Here is a 16850-nt window from a genome sequence, read left to right as displayed (position 1 = left end):
GTGGGTGTCGTTCTCAACATTGAAAACGGGAAGCGCGAAGCCGCCTCGATAAAGGACCTCATCGACCTGACCGCGGCCGACATGGGGCGCGTCAACAAATTGATCCTGTCGAAGGCCGGCTCCGATGTCGAGATGATCCCGGAGATCGCCAACCATCTGATCTCGTCCGGCGGCAAACGGCTGCGGCCGATGCTGACGCTCGCCGCCGCCCAGATGTTCGGCTATTCCGGCGACGGCCATGTCAAGCTCGCCACATCGGTCGAATTCATGCACACCGCGACACTTCTCCACGACGACGTTGTCGACGAAAGCGGCATGCGGCGCGGCAAGAAAACGGCGCGCATGATCTGGGGCAACCAGGCCAGTGTTCTGGTCGGCGATTTCCTGCTCGGCCAGGCCTTTCGCATGATGGTCGATGTCGCCTCGCTGGAAGCGCTCGACATCCTGTCGAGTGCGGCCTCGGTGATCGCCGAAGGCGAGGTGATGCAGCTTGCCGCCGCCAAGAACCTCGAAACCACCGAGGACGAGCATTTCGCCGTGATCAAGGCCAAGACCGCGGCGCTGTTCTCAGCTGCCGCCGAGGTCGGCCCGGTCATCGCCCAGGCGACGCGCAACGATCGCGCAGCACTCCGCTCCTACGGCATGAATCTCGGCCTTGCTTTCCAGCTGATCGACGACGCGCTGGATTATGGCGGCACCAGCAAGGATCTCGGCAAGAATGTCGGCGACGATTTCCGCGAGGGCAAGGTAACGCTGCCGGTGATCCTCGCCTATCGGCGCGGCACCAAGGCCGAGCGCAGCTTCTGGAAACGCGCCATCGAGGACAATGCCGCCGACGATGCCGGGCTGGAAAAGGCAATCGGCCTGATGCTCCGCCACGGGGCGATTGCCGACACCATCGGGCGCGCCCGCCATTTCGGCGAGATCGCCCGCGACGCCCTGGCGCCGCTCGAAGCGACGCCGCAGAAGTCTGCACTGATCGACGTCATCGATTTCTGCATCAGCCGGGTGAATTGACAGCCATCGGCGCCCGCGCCGTTCTCATCGCGCCTTTGCCGGAAGAACCATTGCTGCGAGCAGGCTGACGACGATGCCCGCCGCCGCGAACCAGAAGGCGACCTGGATGCCGTCGGCGACGGCAATTTTCAACGCATCGCCGGACAATTCGCCGATTTGGCTGTTCGCAATCGCGATCAGCACGGCCATGCCGATGGCGTTGCCGACATTGAGTGTCGTCGAAGCCATGCCCGAGGCGACGCCTTGCTGATCATGGGCAACGCCGGAAGCGGCGGCAATCCACATTGCGGTCCAGACGATGCCTTGTCCGACGCCGGAGACGATCAGGCCGGGTACGAGGGACAGATAGCTGCTCTCCGCGGTTGCGCCTGATACCATCAATGCAGTGCCGACCGCGCCGACGATCATGCCGCCGACCAGCGTGCTGCGCGTGGAAAAGCGCGTCGCCAGACGCTCGCCGGCTTGCGTGCCGGCGGCGATGGCGACCGACGGCACGAGAAAGGCGAGGCCCGTCTGCAAGGCAGTGAAACCGTGCACGTTCTGCAGCAGCACGGTGAGGAAGTAGGGCAGCGCTCCGAAAGTCGCCATGTAGAGGAAGGTTATCGTCATGCCGGCGACGAGGCTGCGGTTGTAAAACAGGCGCAGCGGCATCAGCGGATCGGCGCTCTTCGCCTCGATCATCGTGAAGGCGATCAGGAAGAATGCCGCCAGTGCTGCGCTGACGATAATTGCGGTCGATCCCCAGCCATACTCAGGCCCCTGAACCAGGGTGAAGACAAGCAGCGTCGCCCCGGCGGTGACGGTCAATGCGCCCGGCAGATCGAAGCTACGGTGCTCGTGCCGCTTGCGATCGCGCGGGATGATGGCGAAAGCCGCGATGATGGCGATCCCGGCCAGCAGCACGTTGACGTAGAAGACCGACGGCCAGCCAAAGGCGCTGGTCAGAAACCCGCCGGCAAGCGAACCGAACGTCAGGCCGCTGGCGCCTGCGCCGCCCCAGACGGCGAGCGCCCGGTTGCGTTCCGGTCCTTCGGCGAACAGACGGTTGATCAGCGACAGCGTCGCCGGAAACAGGAATGCGGCGCCGATGCCTTGGACCGCGCGTGCCGCAATGATGATTTCCGGTGACCATGCCAGGCCGCCGACAAGCGAAGAAAGCGCGTAGAGCCAGAGTGCGAAGATGAAGACGCGGCGCTGGCCGATCAGGTCGGCGGCCCGGCCGCCGAACAGCAGGAAGCCGCCGGTAAAGACCGTGTAGGCGCTCACCACCCATTGCAGGGTCTGACCGGAAAATCCGAGGCCGGCGCCGATCTCCGGCAGCGCCACGAAGACGATGTTGAGGTCGAGCGAGATGATGAGCTGCGCGAAGGCGAGCAGCGCCAGCGTTGCGCCGCGCTTCACACCGGTCGTCTCTTGCGTTGCGATTGCCCCGAGCGGCGCACCCTGATCCAGTGAACTCATGTCGGTCTCCTTGTCGACAATTATTTAATGATCAACAAAGAATTGAGATTTGCAATCCGAAGTCAAGCGTATTATTTGTTGATCGACAAAAATTGGAGGTCGCAATGGCGGGAAGGCCAAGGGAGTTCGACCGCGATCAGGCGCTGGAGAAAGCCCGGGACGCTTTCTGGAGACGTGGCTACGAGGGCACCTCGATGGCCGATCTCGTTTCGGCGCTTGGCCTCGCATCGGCGCGCATCTATGCCGCCTTCGGCTCGAAGGAGGATCTGTTTCGCGAAGCGGTGGCACTTTACGAGGCCAATGAGGGCGGCTTTGCCACACGCGCGCTGCAGGAAGAACCAAACGTCCGGGGCGTCATCGAGCGCATGCTTCGCGACGCCGTCGAAATCTATACGCGGCCGGGGCAGCCGCAGGGCTGCATGGTGGTGACGGCCGCCACCAATTGCGCCGTCGAAAACGACGCCGTGCAGCAATGGCTGGCGGAGCATCGGCTGGCGCGTACCGCATCGATCGTCGAGCGGTTGAAGCAAGCGGTGCGCGAAGGCGAATTGAAGCCGGGTACCGACGCCGAGACGTTGGGTGATTATTACGCCACGCTGATGCACGGCCTTTCGGTGCAGGCACGCGACGGCGTGCCGAAAAAGCGGCTGCACGATCTTGTCACCGTCGCCATGCAGGCGCTCGACGCAAGCCTTTCGCAAACGTCCTGAGTTCCGGGCCGTGACGCCGGTTTCCCATGGTCGGATTGTCGCAATGCGGTCGTGCGACCTCTTTCGGCATGGTTTATTAGTTGCTTTACTCGATTGTGAATTCGGGCCGGGTTGAAGCGTGACCCCAAAAAGGCCATGCTTTACCTGTAAAGATCGAGTCTACGGCGATCCCGCTGACGCGGAGATGGCGTTTGGCTGAAAGGGATATGATGCGGCAAGGATATGCGCGCTGGCTGACGGGGCTGGCAATCGCGACGGGCATGGCGATCTCGGCTTTGCCGGCGCATGCCAGACAGACCGCCGAGCCGGTCAGGATCACATCCTTCTCGGGAGCCTATCTCGCGGCGCGGATTGCCGAAGGCGACAACGACCTCGACAGCGCCATTTCCTATTATAAGCAGGCGCTTGCATTCGATCCGAACGATACGGGACTGCAGCAAAGCCTGATGCTGTCGCTGATCGCGCAGGGGCGCTTCGACGAGTCCCTGGTCTATGCCGACAAACTCAAGGCGGTTCCCGACGTCGAGCGCTTCTCGCGCCTGGCGCTGGCCATCGATTCGTTCCACAAGAAGGATTTCTCCAAGGCCGAATACTGGCTCAAGCTTTCGCTCGAATCCGATCTCGACCGGCTGATCTCCGGCGTCATGACCGGCTGGGCCAAGCAAGGTGCGGGTGACGCCGGCGAGGCCATGGCTTCCATCGACAAGCTGCAGGGCCCCGACTGGTTTAGCCCATTCAAGTCGTTCCACCGTGCCTTGATTGCCGACGTCTCGGGCCTGCCCGACAGGGCGGATGCGCTCTACACCGCCACCCTGCAAGACACGGCCGCTGGCGGTGCGGCCCCCGAAACATGGATGCGCAACGCGCAGGCCTACGCCTCTTTCCTCGCCCGCAAAGGCGACAAGGCCAAGGCGCTGTCGGTGCTCGACAAGGCCGAGGCGTTTGCGCCCGGCAAGGTCGAGATTGCAGCGCTTCGCGACAAGATCAACAAGGGCGAGAAGATCGAACCATTCGTTGCCGGTCCGTCGGACGGCGCCTCGGAGATCCTGCTCGATCTCGCCACCGCGCTCAACCGCGGCGGGGGCGAGCCGTTCGTGCGGCTCTATCTGCGATATGCCCTGGCGCTGCGGCCCGGCAACGACGCGGCGCTCGTTCAGCTTGCCGCCGTCGCCGAGCAGTTGAAAGACGGCGAGGGCGCCATCGCGCTCTATCGCCGCATTCCCGCCGGCTCGCCGCTGAAGGAGCTTTCGGACCTGCAGCTTGGCCTCAACCTTGCCGATCTCGACCGCAATGACGAGGCGATCGCTCACCTCAAGGCCATCGTCGATGCGCATCCAGACGACATGCGCGCCTATCTGGCGCTCGGCGGCGTCTATTCCGCGAAGGAGGATTTCCGCTCCGCCGCCAATCTTTACGACAAGGCAGTCGAGGTGCTGAAGACGCCGACCGCCGCCAACTGGAACATCTTCTACCAGCGCGGCATCGCCTATGAGCGGCTGAAGGAATGGCCGAAGGCCGAGCCGAATTTCCGCAAGGCGCTGGAGCTCTACCCCGACCAGCCGCAGGTCCTGAACTATCTCGGCTATTCCTGGGTCGACAAGAACATGAACCTCAAGGAAGGCCTCGCGATGATCCAGAAGGCCGTCGACCTGAGGCCGAGCGACGGCTACATCGTCGACTCGCTGGGCTGGGCCTATTACCGCCTTGGCCAGTTCGACGACGCGGTGCGCGAAATGGAACGCGCCGTTTCGTTGAAGCCGGAGGATCCGGTGCTCAACGATCACCTCGGCGACGCCTACTGGCGCGTCGGCCGCAAACTGGAAGCCACCTTCCAGTGGAACCAGGCCCGCGACCTGAAGCCGGACCCGGATGTGCTTGCCGCCTTGCAGCAAAAGCTGATGAAGGGCCTGCCGCCGATCGAATCCAACACGGCGCAGGAAACCCCCAAGGTGAAGGCCGAGCCGGCGCCCGCCCCGAAGGGGTGACCCCATCGCCTTGACGGTCGCGGAGCGGCACTCTACGAGGTGCCGCATCCAGCCGGAGGCCGCCGTGACCGTTGATATCCCTGCCCACATGCATCCCAGCCGCTCGTTCCAGGGGCTGATCCTGACTTTGCATAATTACTGGGCGGACTATGGCTGCGTCGTCCTCCAGCCTTACGACATGGAAGTCGGCGCCGGCACATTCCATCCGGCCACGACATTGCGCGCGCTCGGCCCAAAACGCTGGAACGCGGCCTATGTCCAGCCCTCGCGCCGCCCCAAGGACGGCCGCTATGGCGAGAACCCGAACCGGCTGCAGCACTATTACCAATACCAGGTGATCCTGAAGCCCAATCCGCCCAATCTGCAGGAGCTTTACCTCGGCTCGCTGGCCGCGATCGGCATCGATCCGCTGCTGCATGACATCCGCTTCGTCGAGGACGACTGGGAAAGCCCGACGCTGGGCGCCTGGGGGCTGGGCTGGGAGTGCTGGTGCGACGGCATGGAGGTGTCGCAGTTCACCTATTTCCAGCAGGTCTGCGGCATCGAATGCGCCCCGGTGGCGGGCGAGCTCACTTACGGGCTGGAACGGCTTGCCATGTATGTGCAGGGCGTCGACAATGTCTACGACCTCAACTTCAACGGCCGCGAAGGCGCCGACAAGGTGACCTATGGCGACGTCTTCCTGCAGGCCGAGCAGGAATATTCGCGCCATAATTTCGAATTTGCCAACACCGCAATGCTGCTCAGGCATTTCCAGGACGCCGAAGCCGAGTGCAAGGCGCTGCTCGAAGCCGGCGCGCCTGTCTCCCCCTTTGAGGGGGAGATGCCCGCGAAGCGGGCAGAGGGGGTCACCTTAGAAGGCACCACAAGTAAAACGTCGAGCACTGCACGGGCGACCCCTCCCGGCCAGACCTTGTCTGGCCACCTTCCGCTCAAGGGGGAGGGATACCACCGCCTTGTATTCCCCGCCTACGACCAGTGCATCAAGGCCAGCCACGTCTTCAATCTGCTCGACGCACGCGGCGTGATTTCGGTCACCGAGCGCCAGAGTTATATTTTGCGGGTGCGCAATCTGGCCAAAGCCTGCGGCGAGGCGTTTCTGCTGACGCAGGCGGGCGGGCTGGCGGCCTAGCTCAGGGCGAATTCGGCAGGAGTGCTGATTGGCAACGTGCCTAGGCCGCTTGCACCGGCTATTGTCCGCAGCGCTTGCCTGACGCCGGGCATCGAGAACGTGCCGTGCACCTGCGCTGTAAAACAGGCGCTGAGCGCGAGGATCTGCAGGAATGTCGATGCCGTTCTCATGGTCGGTCAGCCAATAGCTCTCTGCCTGAGCGTTGGTCGCTTCAGCGCTGCGTTCGGTTCAGGGAAATCTTTGATCCAAGGACGGGCGGGCCGGCGCGTGTCCGACAGGCGGCTGAATTTTTTCGGAAATCGCCGTTAGATGTCCCGATCGAGCGGGGAAGGGTGACAGCGGCCAGCCGAGTTGCTATGCCCCCGCTTACCTCCCCCTCGACGGGGGAGGTCGCCGCGAAGCGGCGGCTATTTTTGTCCATGAGTTCCTTCGATGCCCGACCTGCTTTTAGAACTCCGTTCGGAAGAGATTCCCGCCCGCATGCAGCGCAAGGCTGCCGGCGATCTCAGAAAGCTTTTGACCGACGGGCTGGTCGACGCCGGGCTGACCTATGAGGCGGCGCGCGAATATTGGACGCCGCGCCGGTTGACGCTCGACATCCGCGGCCTCACCGCCCGCTCGAAGGACATCAGCGAGGAGATCAAAGGGCCCTCGACCAAGGCGCCCGAGCCGGCGGTGCAGGGTTTTCTGCGCAAGGCCGGCCTTGCCTCGATTGCCGAGGCGCATGTTCATTCCGATCCGAAGAAGGGCGACTTCTACGTCGCCCATATTTCCAGGCCGGGCAGGCCGGCGGAGCAGATCATCGCCGAGCTGGTGCCGGGCATCATCCGCAACTTCCCCTGGCCGAAATCGATGCGCTGGGGGCCGGCTTCGGCCAAGCCCGGCTCGCTGCGCTGGGTGCGGCCGCTGCAATCGATCCTGTGCACCTTCGGCCCCGAAACCGAGGAGCCGGTGGTCGTCGATTTCGAGATCGACGGCATCCGCTCAGGCAATATCACTTACGGCCACCGTTTCCATGCGCCTGGCGCCATCACGGTGCGCCGCTTCGACGATTATGTCGCCAGGCTTGAGGCGGCCAAGGTCGTGCTCGATGCCGACAGGCGCAAAGAGATCATCCTTGCCGATGCCAGGAACCTCGCCTTCGCCAGCGGGCTCGACCTCGTCGAGGACGAGGGGCTGCTGGAGGAAGTGTCGGGCCTGGTCGAATGGCCTGTCGTGCTGATGGGCGAATTCGAGCAGGATTTCCTCGCCATTCCGGCCGAGGTAATCCGGCTCACCATCCGCGCCAACCAGAAGTGCTTCGTGACGCGGCCACATGGCGCGGGCGAAGAGCTTTCCAACCGCTTTATCCTGACCGCCAATATCGAGGCCAAGGATGGCGGCAAGGAGATCGCCCATGGCAATGGCAAGGTGGTGCGCGCGCGCCTGTCCGACGCGCTCTATTTCTGGAAGACCGACCAGGGCGACCTGCCGGATCTCGACCAGCTGCAGGCATCGGCGGAAAAGTTCGGGCTCGATCTGAACAAACCGCTTGACCAGCGCATGGCCCGCCTCGACCATCTCTGCGTCACCTTCCACGCCAAGCTCGGCACGCAGGGCGAGCGGGTGGAGCGCATCAAGCGGCTGGCGGAAGAACAGGCGCCGGTCGTGGCGAGTTCAATCTCCCCCCTTGAGGGGGAGATGGCCGGCAGGCCAGAGGGGGTCGCTTCGGCTGGCGCGACGCGATCTGGCCTTTCGAAGAAAGAGGAAGTCGGCGCTCCACGCGAGCCGACCCCCTCTGTCGCCTTCGGCGACATCTCCCCCTCAAGGGGGGAGATTACCGCGCTGGCGCGTCGCGCCGCCGTTCTGGCCAAGGCCGATCTCACCACCGAAGTCGTCGGCGAATTCCCGGAACTGCAAGGCGCCATGGGCCGCAAATACGCGCTGCTGCAGGGCGAGCATCCGTCGGTCGCCGCGGCGATCGAGGAGCATTATAAGCCGCAAGGCCCGTCCGATAACGTGCCGACCGATCCGGTTTCGATCGCAGTAGCGCTTGCCGACAAGCTGGATACGCTGGTTGGATTCTGGGCGATTGATGAAAAGCCGACGGGATCGAAGGACCCTTATGCGTTGAGACGGGCAGCGTTGGGGGTGGTGCGGATCGTGATTGAGAACAGGCTTTCGCTCAGCATTCTGCAAATGTCAAAACGGGTCTATTGGCAGTTGCTCCTCCGGGAAGCGCGAAACTTGAGAGCGTTTAGCAGCGCGTTTGAAATTGTGCCCCTAGTCAATCGCATCACGGATTGGGGCGGATTGTATAAGGCAATTGTTGTTGCCGACCAGTTCGAAAACGAGCTCGAATTTGCCAATCAACACCGTCGATACAATGAAATATTCTTCCAGCGCCGCCCACTGGTGGTTGCTTGGATACTAGGTGAAAAAAATGATGAGGAGACCCGCGATCTTGCCAGCGAGTCACGGCGGATCGAGGACACAATTGTGTTAGATGTCCTCGCCTTCTTCCATGACCGCCTAAAGGTCTATCTGCGCGACCAGGGCGCCCGGCACGACCTGATCGACGCCGTACTCGCGGCAGGTTCGCGCCCGATCTCCCCCCTAGAGGGGGAGATGTCGGCGCAGCCGACAGAGGGGGGCGCTGTCCCGCCAGCCTCTCATTCTGTCGCGCCCCCCTCTGCCCTGCCGGGCATCTCCCCCTCTAGGGGGGAGATCGGCCAATCGTCCAATGACGACCTCCTGCAAATCGTCCGCCGCGTCGAAGCGCTTGGCTCCTTCCTCGACAGCGAGGACGGCAGGAACCTGCTTGCCGGCACCAAGCGCGCTGCCAACATCGTGGCTGCCGAGGAGAAGAAGAACACGACGATCGCCGACCGTGTTGAGCCGGCGCTGTTCCGGGAGGGCGCCGAAAAAACCTTGTACGCCGCGGTCAATCAGGCCGAGAAGCAAGCCGGCGAAGCAATTCAAAACGAAGACTTTTCCGCCGCCATGCTGGCGCTTAGCGTGTTGCGCGAGCCGGTTGATTCATTCTTTGAGAAAGTCCTGGTAAACGATGAGGACCAGGCCGTGCGTGCCAATCGCCTGGCATTGCTCGCCCGCATCCGCGCGGCGACCGACCGGGTCGCGGATTTCTCCAAGATAGCCGGCTGACGTCCGGGAAAAATCATCGCTTGTGGCGCTATTTCGGCTGGTCGGGAGCTGCTAGCGGCGCAGGCTGCTGCGCAGCTGGTTCAGGGGTTTTGCTGGCGACCTTTGGGTCGGCCTTGCTGTCCGCGGCGGGCGCGGCAGCGGTGGCCGGCGCGGCTTTGGGCGCGGGCGTTGCAAAGGCATCGCCGACGATACCGCCGCGAATGATCATCGGACTTCCGTCGAAGCCATGACTCGGCTGGCTCGGGATTGCCGCGACCTTTTCATCGGCGACGTTTTCATTGACGTCAGGCAACTTCTCGCCGAGCGCGACGATCGACGGTGTTTTCGCCCGTTCGAGCGCGCCGGCATTTACAACCGAAGGCGTCGCCGTCGTTTGCCCGAGAAAAACGAGCGACGAGGCCTGTGCCGTGCCGGCCATAAACGCCAGACCAAGCGCTCCAAGGATACGCATCGAAAGCATGATAATTCCCCTTGCCCAACAAGGCGGCACCCTAGCCGAGGGCAGTTGATGCCGGCTTGCGGGGAAACATAGCATTTTAGCGATTTGCGATTCGCCTACGCCCGGACTTGCTCCGTCGGCGTCAGCGTATTAGGCACCCGCATCCGTGAGGTGACGACAGTGGCTGAAATTCGTGCCGTCGGCGAGGCGATGGAAAGGGCGTTGGCGCTGCTCGAGAGCGGCGATGTCGTCGCCATCCCGACCGAGACCGTCTATGGGCTGGCCGGCGACGCGACCAACGGCGTTGCCGTGGCCCGCATCTTCGAAGCCAAGGGCCGCCCTCGCTTCAACCCGCTGATCGCCCATATAGCCGACCCGGCGATGGCCGAGCGCATCGCGCTGTTCGATCCGCTGTCGGAAAGATTGGCGCACGCATTCTGGCCGGGGCCGCTGACCCTGGTGCTGCCGCAACGGCCCGGCAACGGCATTCATCCGCTGGTCACCGCCGGTCTGGAAACGATCGCGCTGCGCATGCCGAAAGGCTTTGGCGGCGAGCTGATCGCCAGGTTCGGCCGCGCGCTGGCGGCGCCAAGCGCCAATTCCTCGGGCAGGATCAGCGCCACGACGGCCGAGGCCGTGGCCGCCGATCTCGGTCCCCGGATCAAGCTTGTGGTCGACGGCGGCGCGACGCCGGTCGGGCTGGAATCGACCATTGTCAAGGTCGAAGCTGGAAAGCTGCGGCTGCTGCGGCCGGGCGGCATTGCCGCCGAAGAGATCGAAGCAGTGGCCGGGACAAAGTTGCTGCGCGGCGCTTCGGGCATCGAGGCGCCCGGCATGCTCGCCTCGCACTATGCGCCAGGTGCGGCAGTGCGGCTCAATGCTGCGAAGGTCGCGCCGGGCGAAGCCTTGCTGGCCTTCGGCCGCCGCCGTGCCGAAGGCTGGCGCGATGCAGCCGCACTGCGCAATTTGTCGGAGACCGGCGACCTGCGCGAGGCGGCAAGCAATCTCTTCGCCCATCTGCAGGATCTCGATGGCAGCGGCGCCAAAACCATCGCCGTCGAGCCGATCCCGTTCGACGGGCTGGGCGAGGCGATCAATGACCGGCTTTCGCGCGCCGCCGCCCCGCGTGACAAGATCGCCCCGCGTGACAAGATGGATTGAGCACCATAGTTTCCACCCATGAACGACATTTCCCCCGATCTCGACCCCGCCGTCATCGCGCGCTTTGCGGCAATCGTCGGCGATAAATATGCGCTGCGCGATCAGCAGGACATCGCACCTTACCTCACCGAGCGGCGCGGACTTTGGCACGGCAGGACGGCGCTGGTGCTGAGGCCGGGGAGCGTCGAGGAGGTCAGCCGCATCATGCGGCTGGCAACCGAAACCGGCACGCCCATCGTGCCGCAAAGCGGCAACACCGGGCTGGTCGGCGCCCAGGTGCCGGACGCATCCGGCCGCGAGATCGTGCTGTCGCTGTCGCGGCTGAACCGCATCCGCGAGATCGATACGCTGTCCAACACGGTGACGGTCGAAACCGGCGTCATCCTGCAGACGCTGCAGGAAGCGGCCGATGCCGCCGACCGGCTGTTTCCGCTGTCGCTTGCCGCGCAAGGCTCCTGCCAGATCGGCGGCAATCTCTCCTCCAACGCCGGCGGCACCGGCGTGCTTGCCTACGGCAATGCGCGCGAGCTGTGCCTCGGCGTCGAAGTGGTGCTGCCGACCGGTGAAGTGTTCGACGATCTGCGCAAGCTGAAAAAAGACAATACCGGCTACGATCTGAAGAACCTGTTCGTCGGCGCCGAGGGTACGCTCGGCATCATTACCGCCGCCGTGCTCAAGCTGTTCCCCAAGCCCAAGGGGCGCGAGGTGGCGTTTGCCGGCCTGTCATCGCCGGAGGCGGCATTGTCGCTGTTCAGCCTGGCGATGGACCGTGCAGGGGCAGCGCTCACCGCCTTCGAGCTGATCGGCCAGAGGCCCTACGACTTCACGCTTGCCCACGCACAAGGCGTGGTGCGGCCGCTTGCCGGCGATTGGCCGTGGTATGTGCTGATGCAGATCTCGTCGGGCCGTTCGGCCGACGATGCAAGGGCGCTGATCGAGGAGGTGCTGGAGGCAGGCCTCGAGCAAGCGATCGTCGGCGATGCGGTGATCGCGGCAAGCATGGCCCAGGGCGATGCGTTCTGGAATTTCCGGGAGGTGCTGCCCGAGGCGCAGAAACCGGAAGGTGCCTCGATCAAGCACGACATCTCGGTGCCGGTGGCGTCAATCCCGCCCTTCATTGAAAAGGCCGCCGGCGCCGTGCAATCGGTCAGTCCCGGCGCGCGCGTCGTCTGCTTCGGCCACATGGGCGACGGCAACCTGCACTATAACATCTCCCGGCCGGCCGACGGCGATGACGAGGCGTTTCTCGGCCTTTACCACGTCATGAACAAGGCCGTGCACGACGTTGTGCGCGCGTTTCATGGCTCGATCTCGGCCGAGCACGGCATCGGCCAGTTGAAGCGGGACGAATTGATCGCGACGGCGCCGCCGATGGCGATCGAGCTGATGCGCAGGGTGAAGGCCGCCTTCGATCCGGCCGGCATCATGAATCCGGGTAAGGTTATCTGATCCTTTCGCCGGCCTGCGCCGGTTGGCATTCCGATAACCATCCGCCCCGGATCAGCAAAATTTAACCGACTTTCTTAAGCGCGAGGATAAGAAGCCCGCGCTAATGTTTCTCCACAAACGAGGCTGGGAAAACCGGCCCGGAGAACCGGAAACACCGGCTCTCAGGAGAAACAGGAAAGGCACGATATGAACACTGGACTGAAGCCAGTCTGGGCCGGGCGCAATATGCGTCTCGACCCATTCCGCCTGCCGCAGGTGGTGAGCTACGCCACCCGCGACGACTATGGCGACGTTACCTTCACCATCGACCAGCGCGGCGCGGTTATCCGCCGCACGCTGGAGATGAGCGGCGTGCCGGCGATCATCGCTCTGCCCGCCAACGCGTTTCGCGGCGTCGCCGCCCGCGCGATGGAGGATCCGGATGGCAATGTCACAGTGACGCTTGAGCTTCTGCATAATGATCCGATGCTGTCGGTGCCGCTGCTGGTCGCCGACGATCTCGACGACGTCGCCGCCGACTGGCGCGCCTGGGCCGACGCCTACCGCCTGCCGATGCTGCTGATCGAGGCCGACGGCATCGCCCGCACGCTGGAAGAATCGCTCGGCGCCGCCATCAAGGCGCTGCCGGCGCAGGACCGCCGCAAGGGTCGCGTCTCGACCATGCGCCGCCCGCGCTTCCTCGCCCGCCGCCGCGCCGGCGACCTCGGCCTCAGGCTGGTCATCGGCGGCGAAGAGCTTATTTCGCGGGAATAGCTAAACCAGCGGCTTCAGCGCCACCCAGACCGCGCCGCCGATCAGGCCGAGGAAGATCAGCCAGCCGACCTGGTTGTTCGATCTGAACAGCCTCAGGCACTGGTCCGGATCGTCGATGTCGAGCACGCCGATCTGCCGCGCCAGATTCGCGCCGGCGGCGATCAGCCCGGCAAGTGCAGGCACCGGTGCCTGTGCCGAGGCAAAGGCGATGGCGAAGCAGACCAGCGCTCCGCCATAAAGCCCGGCCAGCCAGACCTTGGTATTGTCGCCGAACAGGCGCGCCGTCGAGCGCACGCCGACGATGGCGTCGTCTTCCTTGTCCTGATGCGCATAGATCGTGTCATAGCCGATCACCCACAGGATCGAGCCGATATAGAGCATGATTGCTGGCCCATCGAGATCGCCGAACTCGACCGCCCATCCCATCAGCGCTCCCCAGGAAAAGGCAAGGCCGAGAACGAGTTGCGGCCAATTGGTGTACCGCTTCATGAACGGGTAGACGGCGACGATGACCAGCGAGCCGATGCCGAGCAAGATGGCGAAGCTGTTGAACTGCAAAAGCACGGCAAGGCCGACCAGTGCCTGCACGACAACAAACATCCAGGCCTGCCGGCGCGTGACCTTGCCGGCCGGCAACGGCCGCGAGCGCGTGCGTTCCACCTGGTTGTCGATGTCCTCGTCGACCAAATCATTGTAGGTGCAGCCGGCGCCGCGCATGGCGAACGCGCCAAGAAAAAACAGCAGCAGATACCACGGCGACGGCAGCAGAGAGAGAAGCGGGTCCGTCGGACGCGGATAGGCGCTCGCGGCAAGCGCAGCCGACCACCAGCATGGCCACAGCAGCAATTGCCAGCCGATCGGCCGGTCCCACCGGGCAAGCTGCGCATAGGGCCACAACCGCCGCGGCAGCACGCGATAGACCCAGTGGCCGCTCGGCGCATCGGCGACGCGGCCCTGGGCCGCTTTCGACTGGACGGTTTCCATTTTGCTGGAGTGGCAGCAGAGGCGAATGCCGTCAAGCGTCAAGCAGCCCCCGCACGCTCGCCACGCGCAATCGGCGCTTCGGCAGCCAAATGTCTTGACCCGTCGCGCGCGGCGCAATAGCGCAGTCCTGGTCGTGAAATGGCAAGGAATCTGGGCATGCGTGTTTTGCTGATCGGCTCCGGCGGACGAGAGCATGCGCTTGCCTGGAAGATCGCGGCGTCGCCGCTGCTGACCAAACTCTACGCGGCGCCCGGCAATCCGGGGATCGGCCACGAAGCCGAACTGGTGAGGCTCGATACTGCCGATCACGCAGCGGTGGTCCGGTTTTGCCGCGAGAATGAAATAGGCCTCGTCGTGGTCGGGCCGGAAGGGCCGCTGGTCGCCGGCATTGCCGACGACCTGCGCGCCGAGGGCATCCGCGTCTTCGGACCGTCAAAGGCAGCGGCACGGCTGGAAGGCTCGAAAGGTTTCACCAAAGACCTCTGCGCCAAATACGGCATCCCGACCGCCGCCTATGGCCGCTTCGACGATCTGGCTTCGGCCAGGACCTATGTCGAGAAGACGGGTGCGCCGATCGTCATCAAGGCCGACGGCCTCGCTGCCGGCAAGGGCGTCACCGTCGCCATGACGCTTGACGAGGCGCTGGCCGCGCTCGACGCCTGTTTTGACGGCTCCTTCGGCCAGGCCGGCGCGGAAGTGGTGGTCGAGGAGTTTCTCGTCGGCGAAGAAGCAAGTTTCTTCTGCCTGTGCGACGGCACCACCGCGCTGCCCTTCGGCACCGCGCAGGACCACAAGCGCCTCAGTGACGGCGACACCGGCCCGAACACCGGCGGTATGGGCGCCTATTCGCCGGCCCCGGTGATGACGCCGGAAATGATCGACCGAACCATGCGCGAGATCGTCGAGCCGACCATGCGCGGCATGGCTGAAACAGGCGCGCCGTTTTCCGGCGTGCTGTTCGCCGGGCTGATGATCACTGACAGCGGGCCGAAGCTGATCGAATACAATACCCGTTTCGGCGACCCGGAATGCCAGGTGCTGATGATGCGGCTGAAGGACGATCTGCTCGTCCTGCTCAACGCAGCCGCCGACGGCCAGCTGGCGCATACTTCGGTGCGCTGGCGCGACGAGGCGGCGCTCACCGTGGTGATGGCAGCCAGGGGTTATCCCGGCACGCCGGAAAGGGGCTCGGTCATCCGCGGCGTCGAGGCGGCGGCGGGTGAGGGCGTCGAGATATTTCATGCCGGCACCGCCATCAACGGCGGCGCACTCGTCGCCAATGGCGGTCGCGTGCTCAACATCACGGCGACCGGCCGCACCGTCGGCGAGGCGCAGAAGAAGGCTTACGCCGCGCTCGACCGGATCGACTGGCCGCAAGGCTTTTGCCGCCGCGACATTGGCTGGCTGGCGGTGGCGCGCGAGCAGGCGAACTGATGCTTCGGGCTGCCTTCGGCCTCAGCGCAAGCCGTGGTCGAATTCGGTCGAGACGCTGCTGACCGCATCGGCGGTGGAGACAAATCCTGGCACCGATGCCGCACGCTTTTCGTTTCGCGTCCAGGCGACATATTCGGCAATCCCGCGCAGAAGGCCCGGCGCCGCCTTCGCCGCAGGCATTTGAAAGCCGCTGCTGAACCTGGCCAGGCGCGCCCTGAATACCGCGACCATCTCCTCGACGCTTGCTGGCGTCACGCTGGCGTAAGTGATGGTGCCGCCGGCGAGCCCCGCCTCGCGTGAGAGCGGCACCGGTATCGAGGTGAGATAATCCGGCTGCACGTCGATCAGGCCGCCGAACGGCCACTGCGCGCGCAATTCCGTGGCGTTCATCGGCGCGGCGCTGACGTCGATATCGTTGGGTGTGCCCGCGACCCTGTAAGGGCAGCGGAACCGGCCGCAGTTTGCTCGCGCCGAAAACTGCCAGAGCGCATAACCCTGCCAGTTGCCCATCGGAAAATGCACGCCGATGTCTGGCTTGTAGCGCGCATACCACAGCGGCAGCCGCGACAGCAGCTGGTATTTGTATCTGTTGTCGGCGATGTGCCGGGCGGTCGTTCCATTGGTGTAGAGCACCGGAAAGCGGCCGAGCCGCCGATGCACCTGACGGACGAATTCTTCGGCGTCGTCCAGCGACATCCACTGCGTCGGGTCGTCGTCCTCGATGTCGAGGGCAAGCAGGTCGTCCGGCCCGGGTTCGGCGAACTCGATGAAATGATTGGCCTGGCCGACCGGGTTGCCGGGGCGGGCGAGGTGATAGGCGCCCCATTTCAAGCCAAGCGCCTTGGCCACAACCTTGCGCGTCTGGAACAGCTCACGCGCCACCGCATGGCGCTTCCAAAGCGTCTTGCACAGCCGCACCTCGGTCTCGTCGCCGAAACAGAAATAGGGTGGCGGCATTCCGTCGGATGCCTTGTTGATGAAGCCGACAAGACGCTTGTCGGTGGCAAGCCTGGTCCAGTCGATGGAATTGTATTCGTAGGCGTCGACGACCAGCGCCCGGTCGGCATCCTTCCAAGGTTCGGAGAAATCCGAGGCCTTTGCCGGCGTCAGCGCCAGGGTCATCGCGGCCGCGACAACGAGAAGCGCTGAGCGGACAAGGGGGCGCGCCGGCGTTTTCAAAC

At 64.2% G+C, this 16850-nt stretch carries 13 protein-coding genes; 9 read left to right on the top strand and 4 right to left on the bottom strand.

The genetic code is table 11. The features are described from left to right. Complete coding sequence (locus tag NKH78_RS09225) at positions 1-1017, top strand: polyprenyl synthetase family protein (RefSeq protein WP_254818409.1); 1017 nt, start codon at positions 1-3, stop codon at positions 1015-1017. A gap of 24 nt (positions 1018-1041) precedes the next feature. Here NKH78_RS09225 and NKH78_RS09220 read toward each other — a convergent pair whose 3' ends face one another. Next, positions 1042-2478 carry an MFS transporter gene (locus tag NKH78_RS09220; protein ID WP_352737081.1) on the bottom strand — a complete coding sequence of 479 codons (1437 nt, stop codon included), beginning with the start codon at positions 2476-2478 and terminating at the stop codon, positions 1042-1044. Positions 2479-2582: 104 nt separating this feature from the next. Between NKH78_RS09220 and NKH78_RS09215 the strand changes: the two genes are divergently transcribed. From NKH78_RS09215 to glyS, 4 genes are all read left to right on the top strand, one after another. Beyond that, the gene (locus NKH78_RS09215) at positions 2583-3188 is read left to right on the top strand and encodes a TetR/AcrR family transcriptional regulator (protein ID WP_352737080.1); all 606 of its coding nucleotides are present in this window, start codon (positions 2583-2585) and stop codon (positions 3186-3188) included. Between the two features lie 209 nt (positions 3189-3397). Then, positions 3398-5173 (top strand): tetratricopeptide repeat protein, encoded by a 1776-nt coding sequence (locus tag NKH78_RS09210; protein ID WP_352737111.1) that lies wholly within the window; start codon positions 3398-3400, stop codon positions 5171-5173. A 64-nt stretch (positions 5174-5237) separates the two neighbouring features. Further along, a complete protein-coding gene (locus NKH78_RS09205) occupies positions 5238-6305 on the top strand; it encodes a glycine--tRNA ligase subunit alpha (protein WP_352737079.1) in 1068 nt (355 codons plus the stop codon). A 432-nt stretch (positions 6306-6737) separates the two neighbouring features. Next, complete coding sequence (gene glyS, locus NKH78_RS09200; RefSeq protein ID WP_352751061.1) at positions 6738-9449, top strand: glycine--tRNA ligase subunit beta; 2712 nt, start codon at positions 6738-6740, stop codon at positions 9447-9449. A 28-nt stretch (positions 9450-9477) separates the two neighbouring features. Here the strand turns inward: glyS and NKH78_RS09195 are convergent, their stop codons facing one another. Beyond that, positions 9478-9867 (bottom strand): hypothetical protein, encoded by a 390-nt coding sequence (locus tag NKH78_RS09195; RefSeq protein WP_352737077.1) that lies wholly within the window; start codon positions 9865-9867, stop codon positions 9478-9480. Positions 9868-10068: 201 nt separating this feature from the next. On the opposite strand from NKH78_RS09195, the gene NKH78_RS09190 reads away from it, so the two are divergent. From NKH78_RS09190 to NKH78_RS09180, 3 genes are all read left to right on the top strand, one after another. Beyond that, positions 10069-11049, top strand: a complete 981-nt coding sequence (locus tag NKH78_RS09190; protein WP_352737076.1) for an L-threonylcarbamoyladenylate synthase — start codon at positions 10069-10071, stop codon at positions 11047-11049. An 18-nt stretch (positions 11050-11067) separates the two neighbouring features. Then, the gene (locus NKH78_RS09185) at positions 11068-12498 is read left to right on the top strand and encodes an FAD-binding oxidoreductase (RefSeq protein WP_352737075.1); all 1431 of its coding nucleotides are present in this window, start codon (positions 11068-11070) and stop codon (positions 12496-12498) included. A gap of 186 nt (positions 12499-12684) precedes the next feature. Further along, complete coding sequence (locus tag NKH78_RS09180) at positions 12685-13251, top strand: DUF6101 family protein (protein WP_023674094.1); 567 nt, start codon at positions 12685-12687, stop codon at positions 13249-13251. On the opposite strand, the gene ubiA is transcribed toward NKH78_RS09180, so the two are convergent. After that, positions 13252-14235 (bottom strand): 4-hydroxybenzoate octaprenyltransferase, encoded by a 984-nt coding sequence (gene ubiA, locus NKH78_RS09175; RefSeq protein WP_352470707.1) that lies wholly within the window; start codon positions 14233-14235, stop codon positions 13252-13254. Positions 14236-14391: 156 nt separating this feature from the next. Between ubiA and purD the strand changes: the two genes are divergently transcribed. Further along, complete coding sequence (gene purD, locus NKH78_RS09170) at positions 14392-15669, top strand: phosphoribosylamine--glycine ligase (protein ID WP_352737074.1); 1278 nt, start codon at positions 14392-14394, stop codon at positions 15667-15669. A gap of 21 nt (positions 15670-15690) precedes the next feature. Here the strand turns inward: purD and NKH78_RS09165 are convergent, their stop codons facing one another. Then, positions 15691-16791, bottom strand: coding sequence for a glycoside hydrolase family 25 protein (locus NKH78_RS09165; RefSeq protein ID WP_352505452.1), 1101 nt, complete (start codon positions 16789-16791; stop codon positions 15691-15693). Positions 16792-16850 lie beyond the last annotated feature (59 nt).

This window comes from Mesorhizobium sp. M0910 (assembly GCF_040319465.1).
GTDB lineage: Bacteria > Pseudomonadota > Alphaproteobacteria > Rhizobiales > Rhizobiaceae > Mesorhizobium.
Note: the sequence above shows the minus strand (reverse complement) of the source record. Positions and strands in the feature narration are given on the sequence as shown.

Coding starts and splice junctions, on each gene's coding strand:
- NKH78_RS09165 (WP_352505452.1), bottom strand. CDS start 16,791: ATGACCCTGGCGCTGACGCCGGCAAAGGCCTCGGATTTCTCCGAACCT.
- NKH78_RS09195 (WP_352737077.1), bottom strand. CDS start 9,867: ATGGCCGGCACGGCACAGGCCTCGTCGCTCGTTTTTCTCGGGCAAACG.
- NKH78_RS09210 (WP_352737111.1), top strand. CDS start 3,398: ATGCGGCAAGGATATGCGCGCTGGCTGACGGGGCTGGCAATCGCGACG.
- NKH78_RS09185 (WP_352737075.1), top strand. CDS start 11,068: ATGAACGACATTTCCCCCGATCTCGACCCCGCCGTCATCGCGCGCTTT.
- NKH78_RS09215 (WP_352737080.1), top strand. CDS start 2,583: ATGGCGGGAAGGCCAAGGGAGTTCGACCGCGATCAGGCGCTGGAGAAA.
- ubiA (WP_352470707.1), bottom strand. CDS start 14,235: ATGGAAACCGTCCAGTCGAAAGCGGCCCAGGGCCGCGTCGCCGATGCG.
- glyS (WP_352751061.1), top strand. CDS start 6,738: ATGCCCGACCTGCTTTTAGAACTCCGTTCGGAAGAGATTCCCGCCCGC.
- NKH78_RS09220 (WP_352737081.1), bottom strand. CDS start 2,478: ATGAGTTCACTGGATCAGGGTGCGCCGCTCGGGGCAATCGCAACGCAA.
- purD (WP_352737074.1), top strand. CDS start 14,392: ATGCGTGTTTTGCTGATCGGCTCCGGCGGACGAGAGCATGCGCTTGCC.
- NKH78_RS09180 (WP_023674094.1), top strand. CDS start 12,685: ATGAACACTGGACTGAAGCCAGTCTGGGCCGGGCGCAATATGCGTCTC.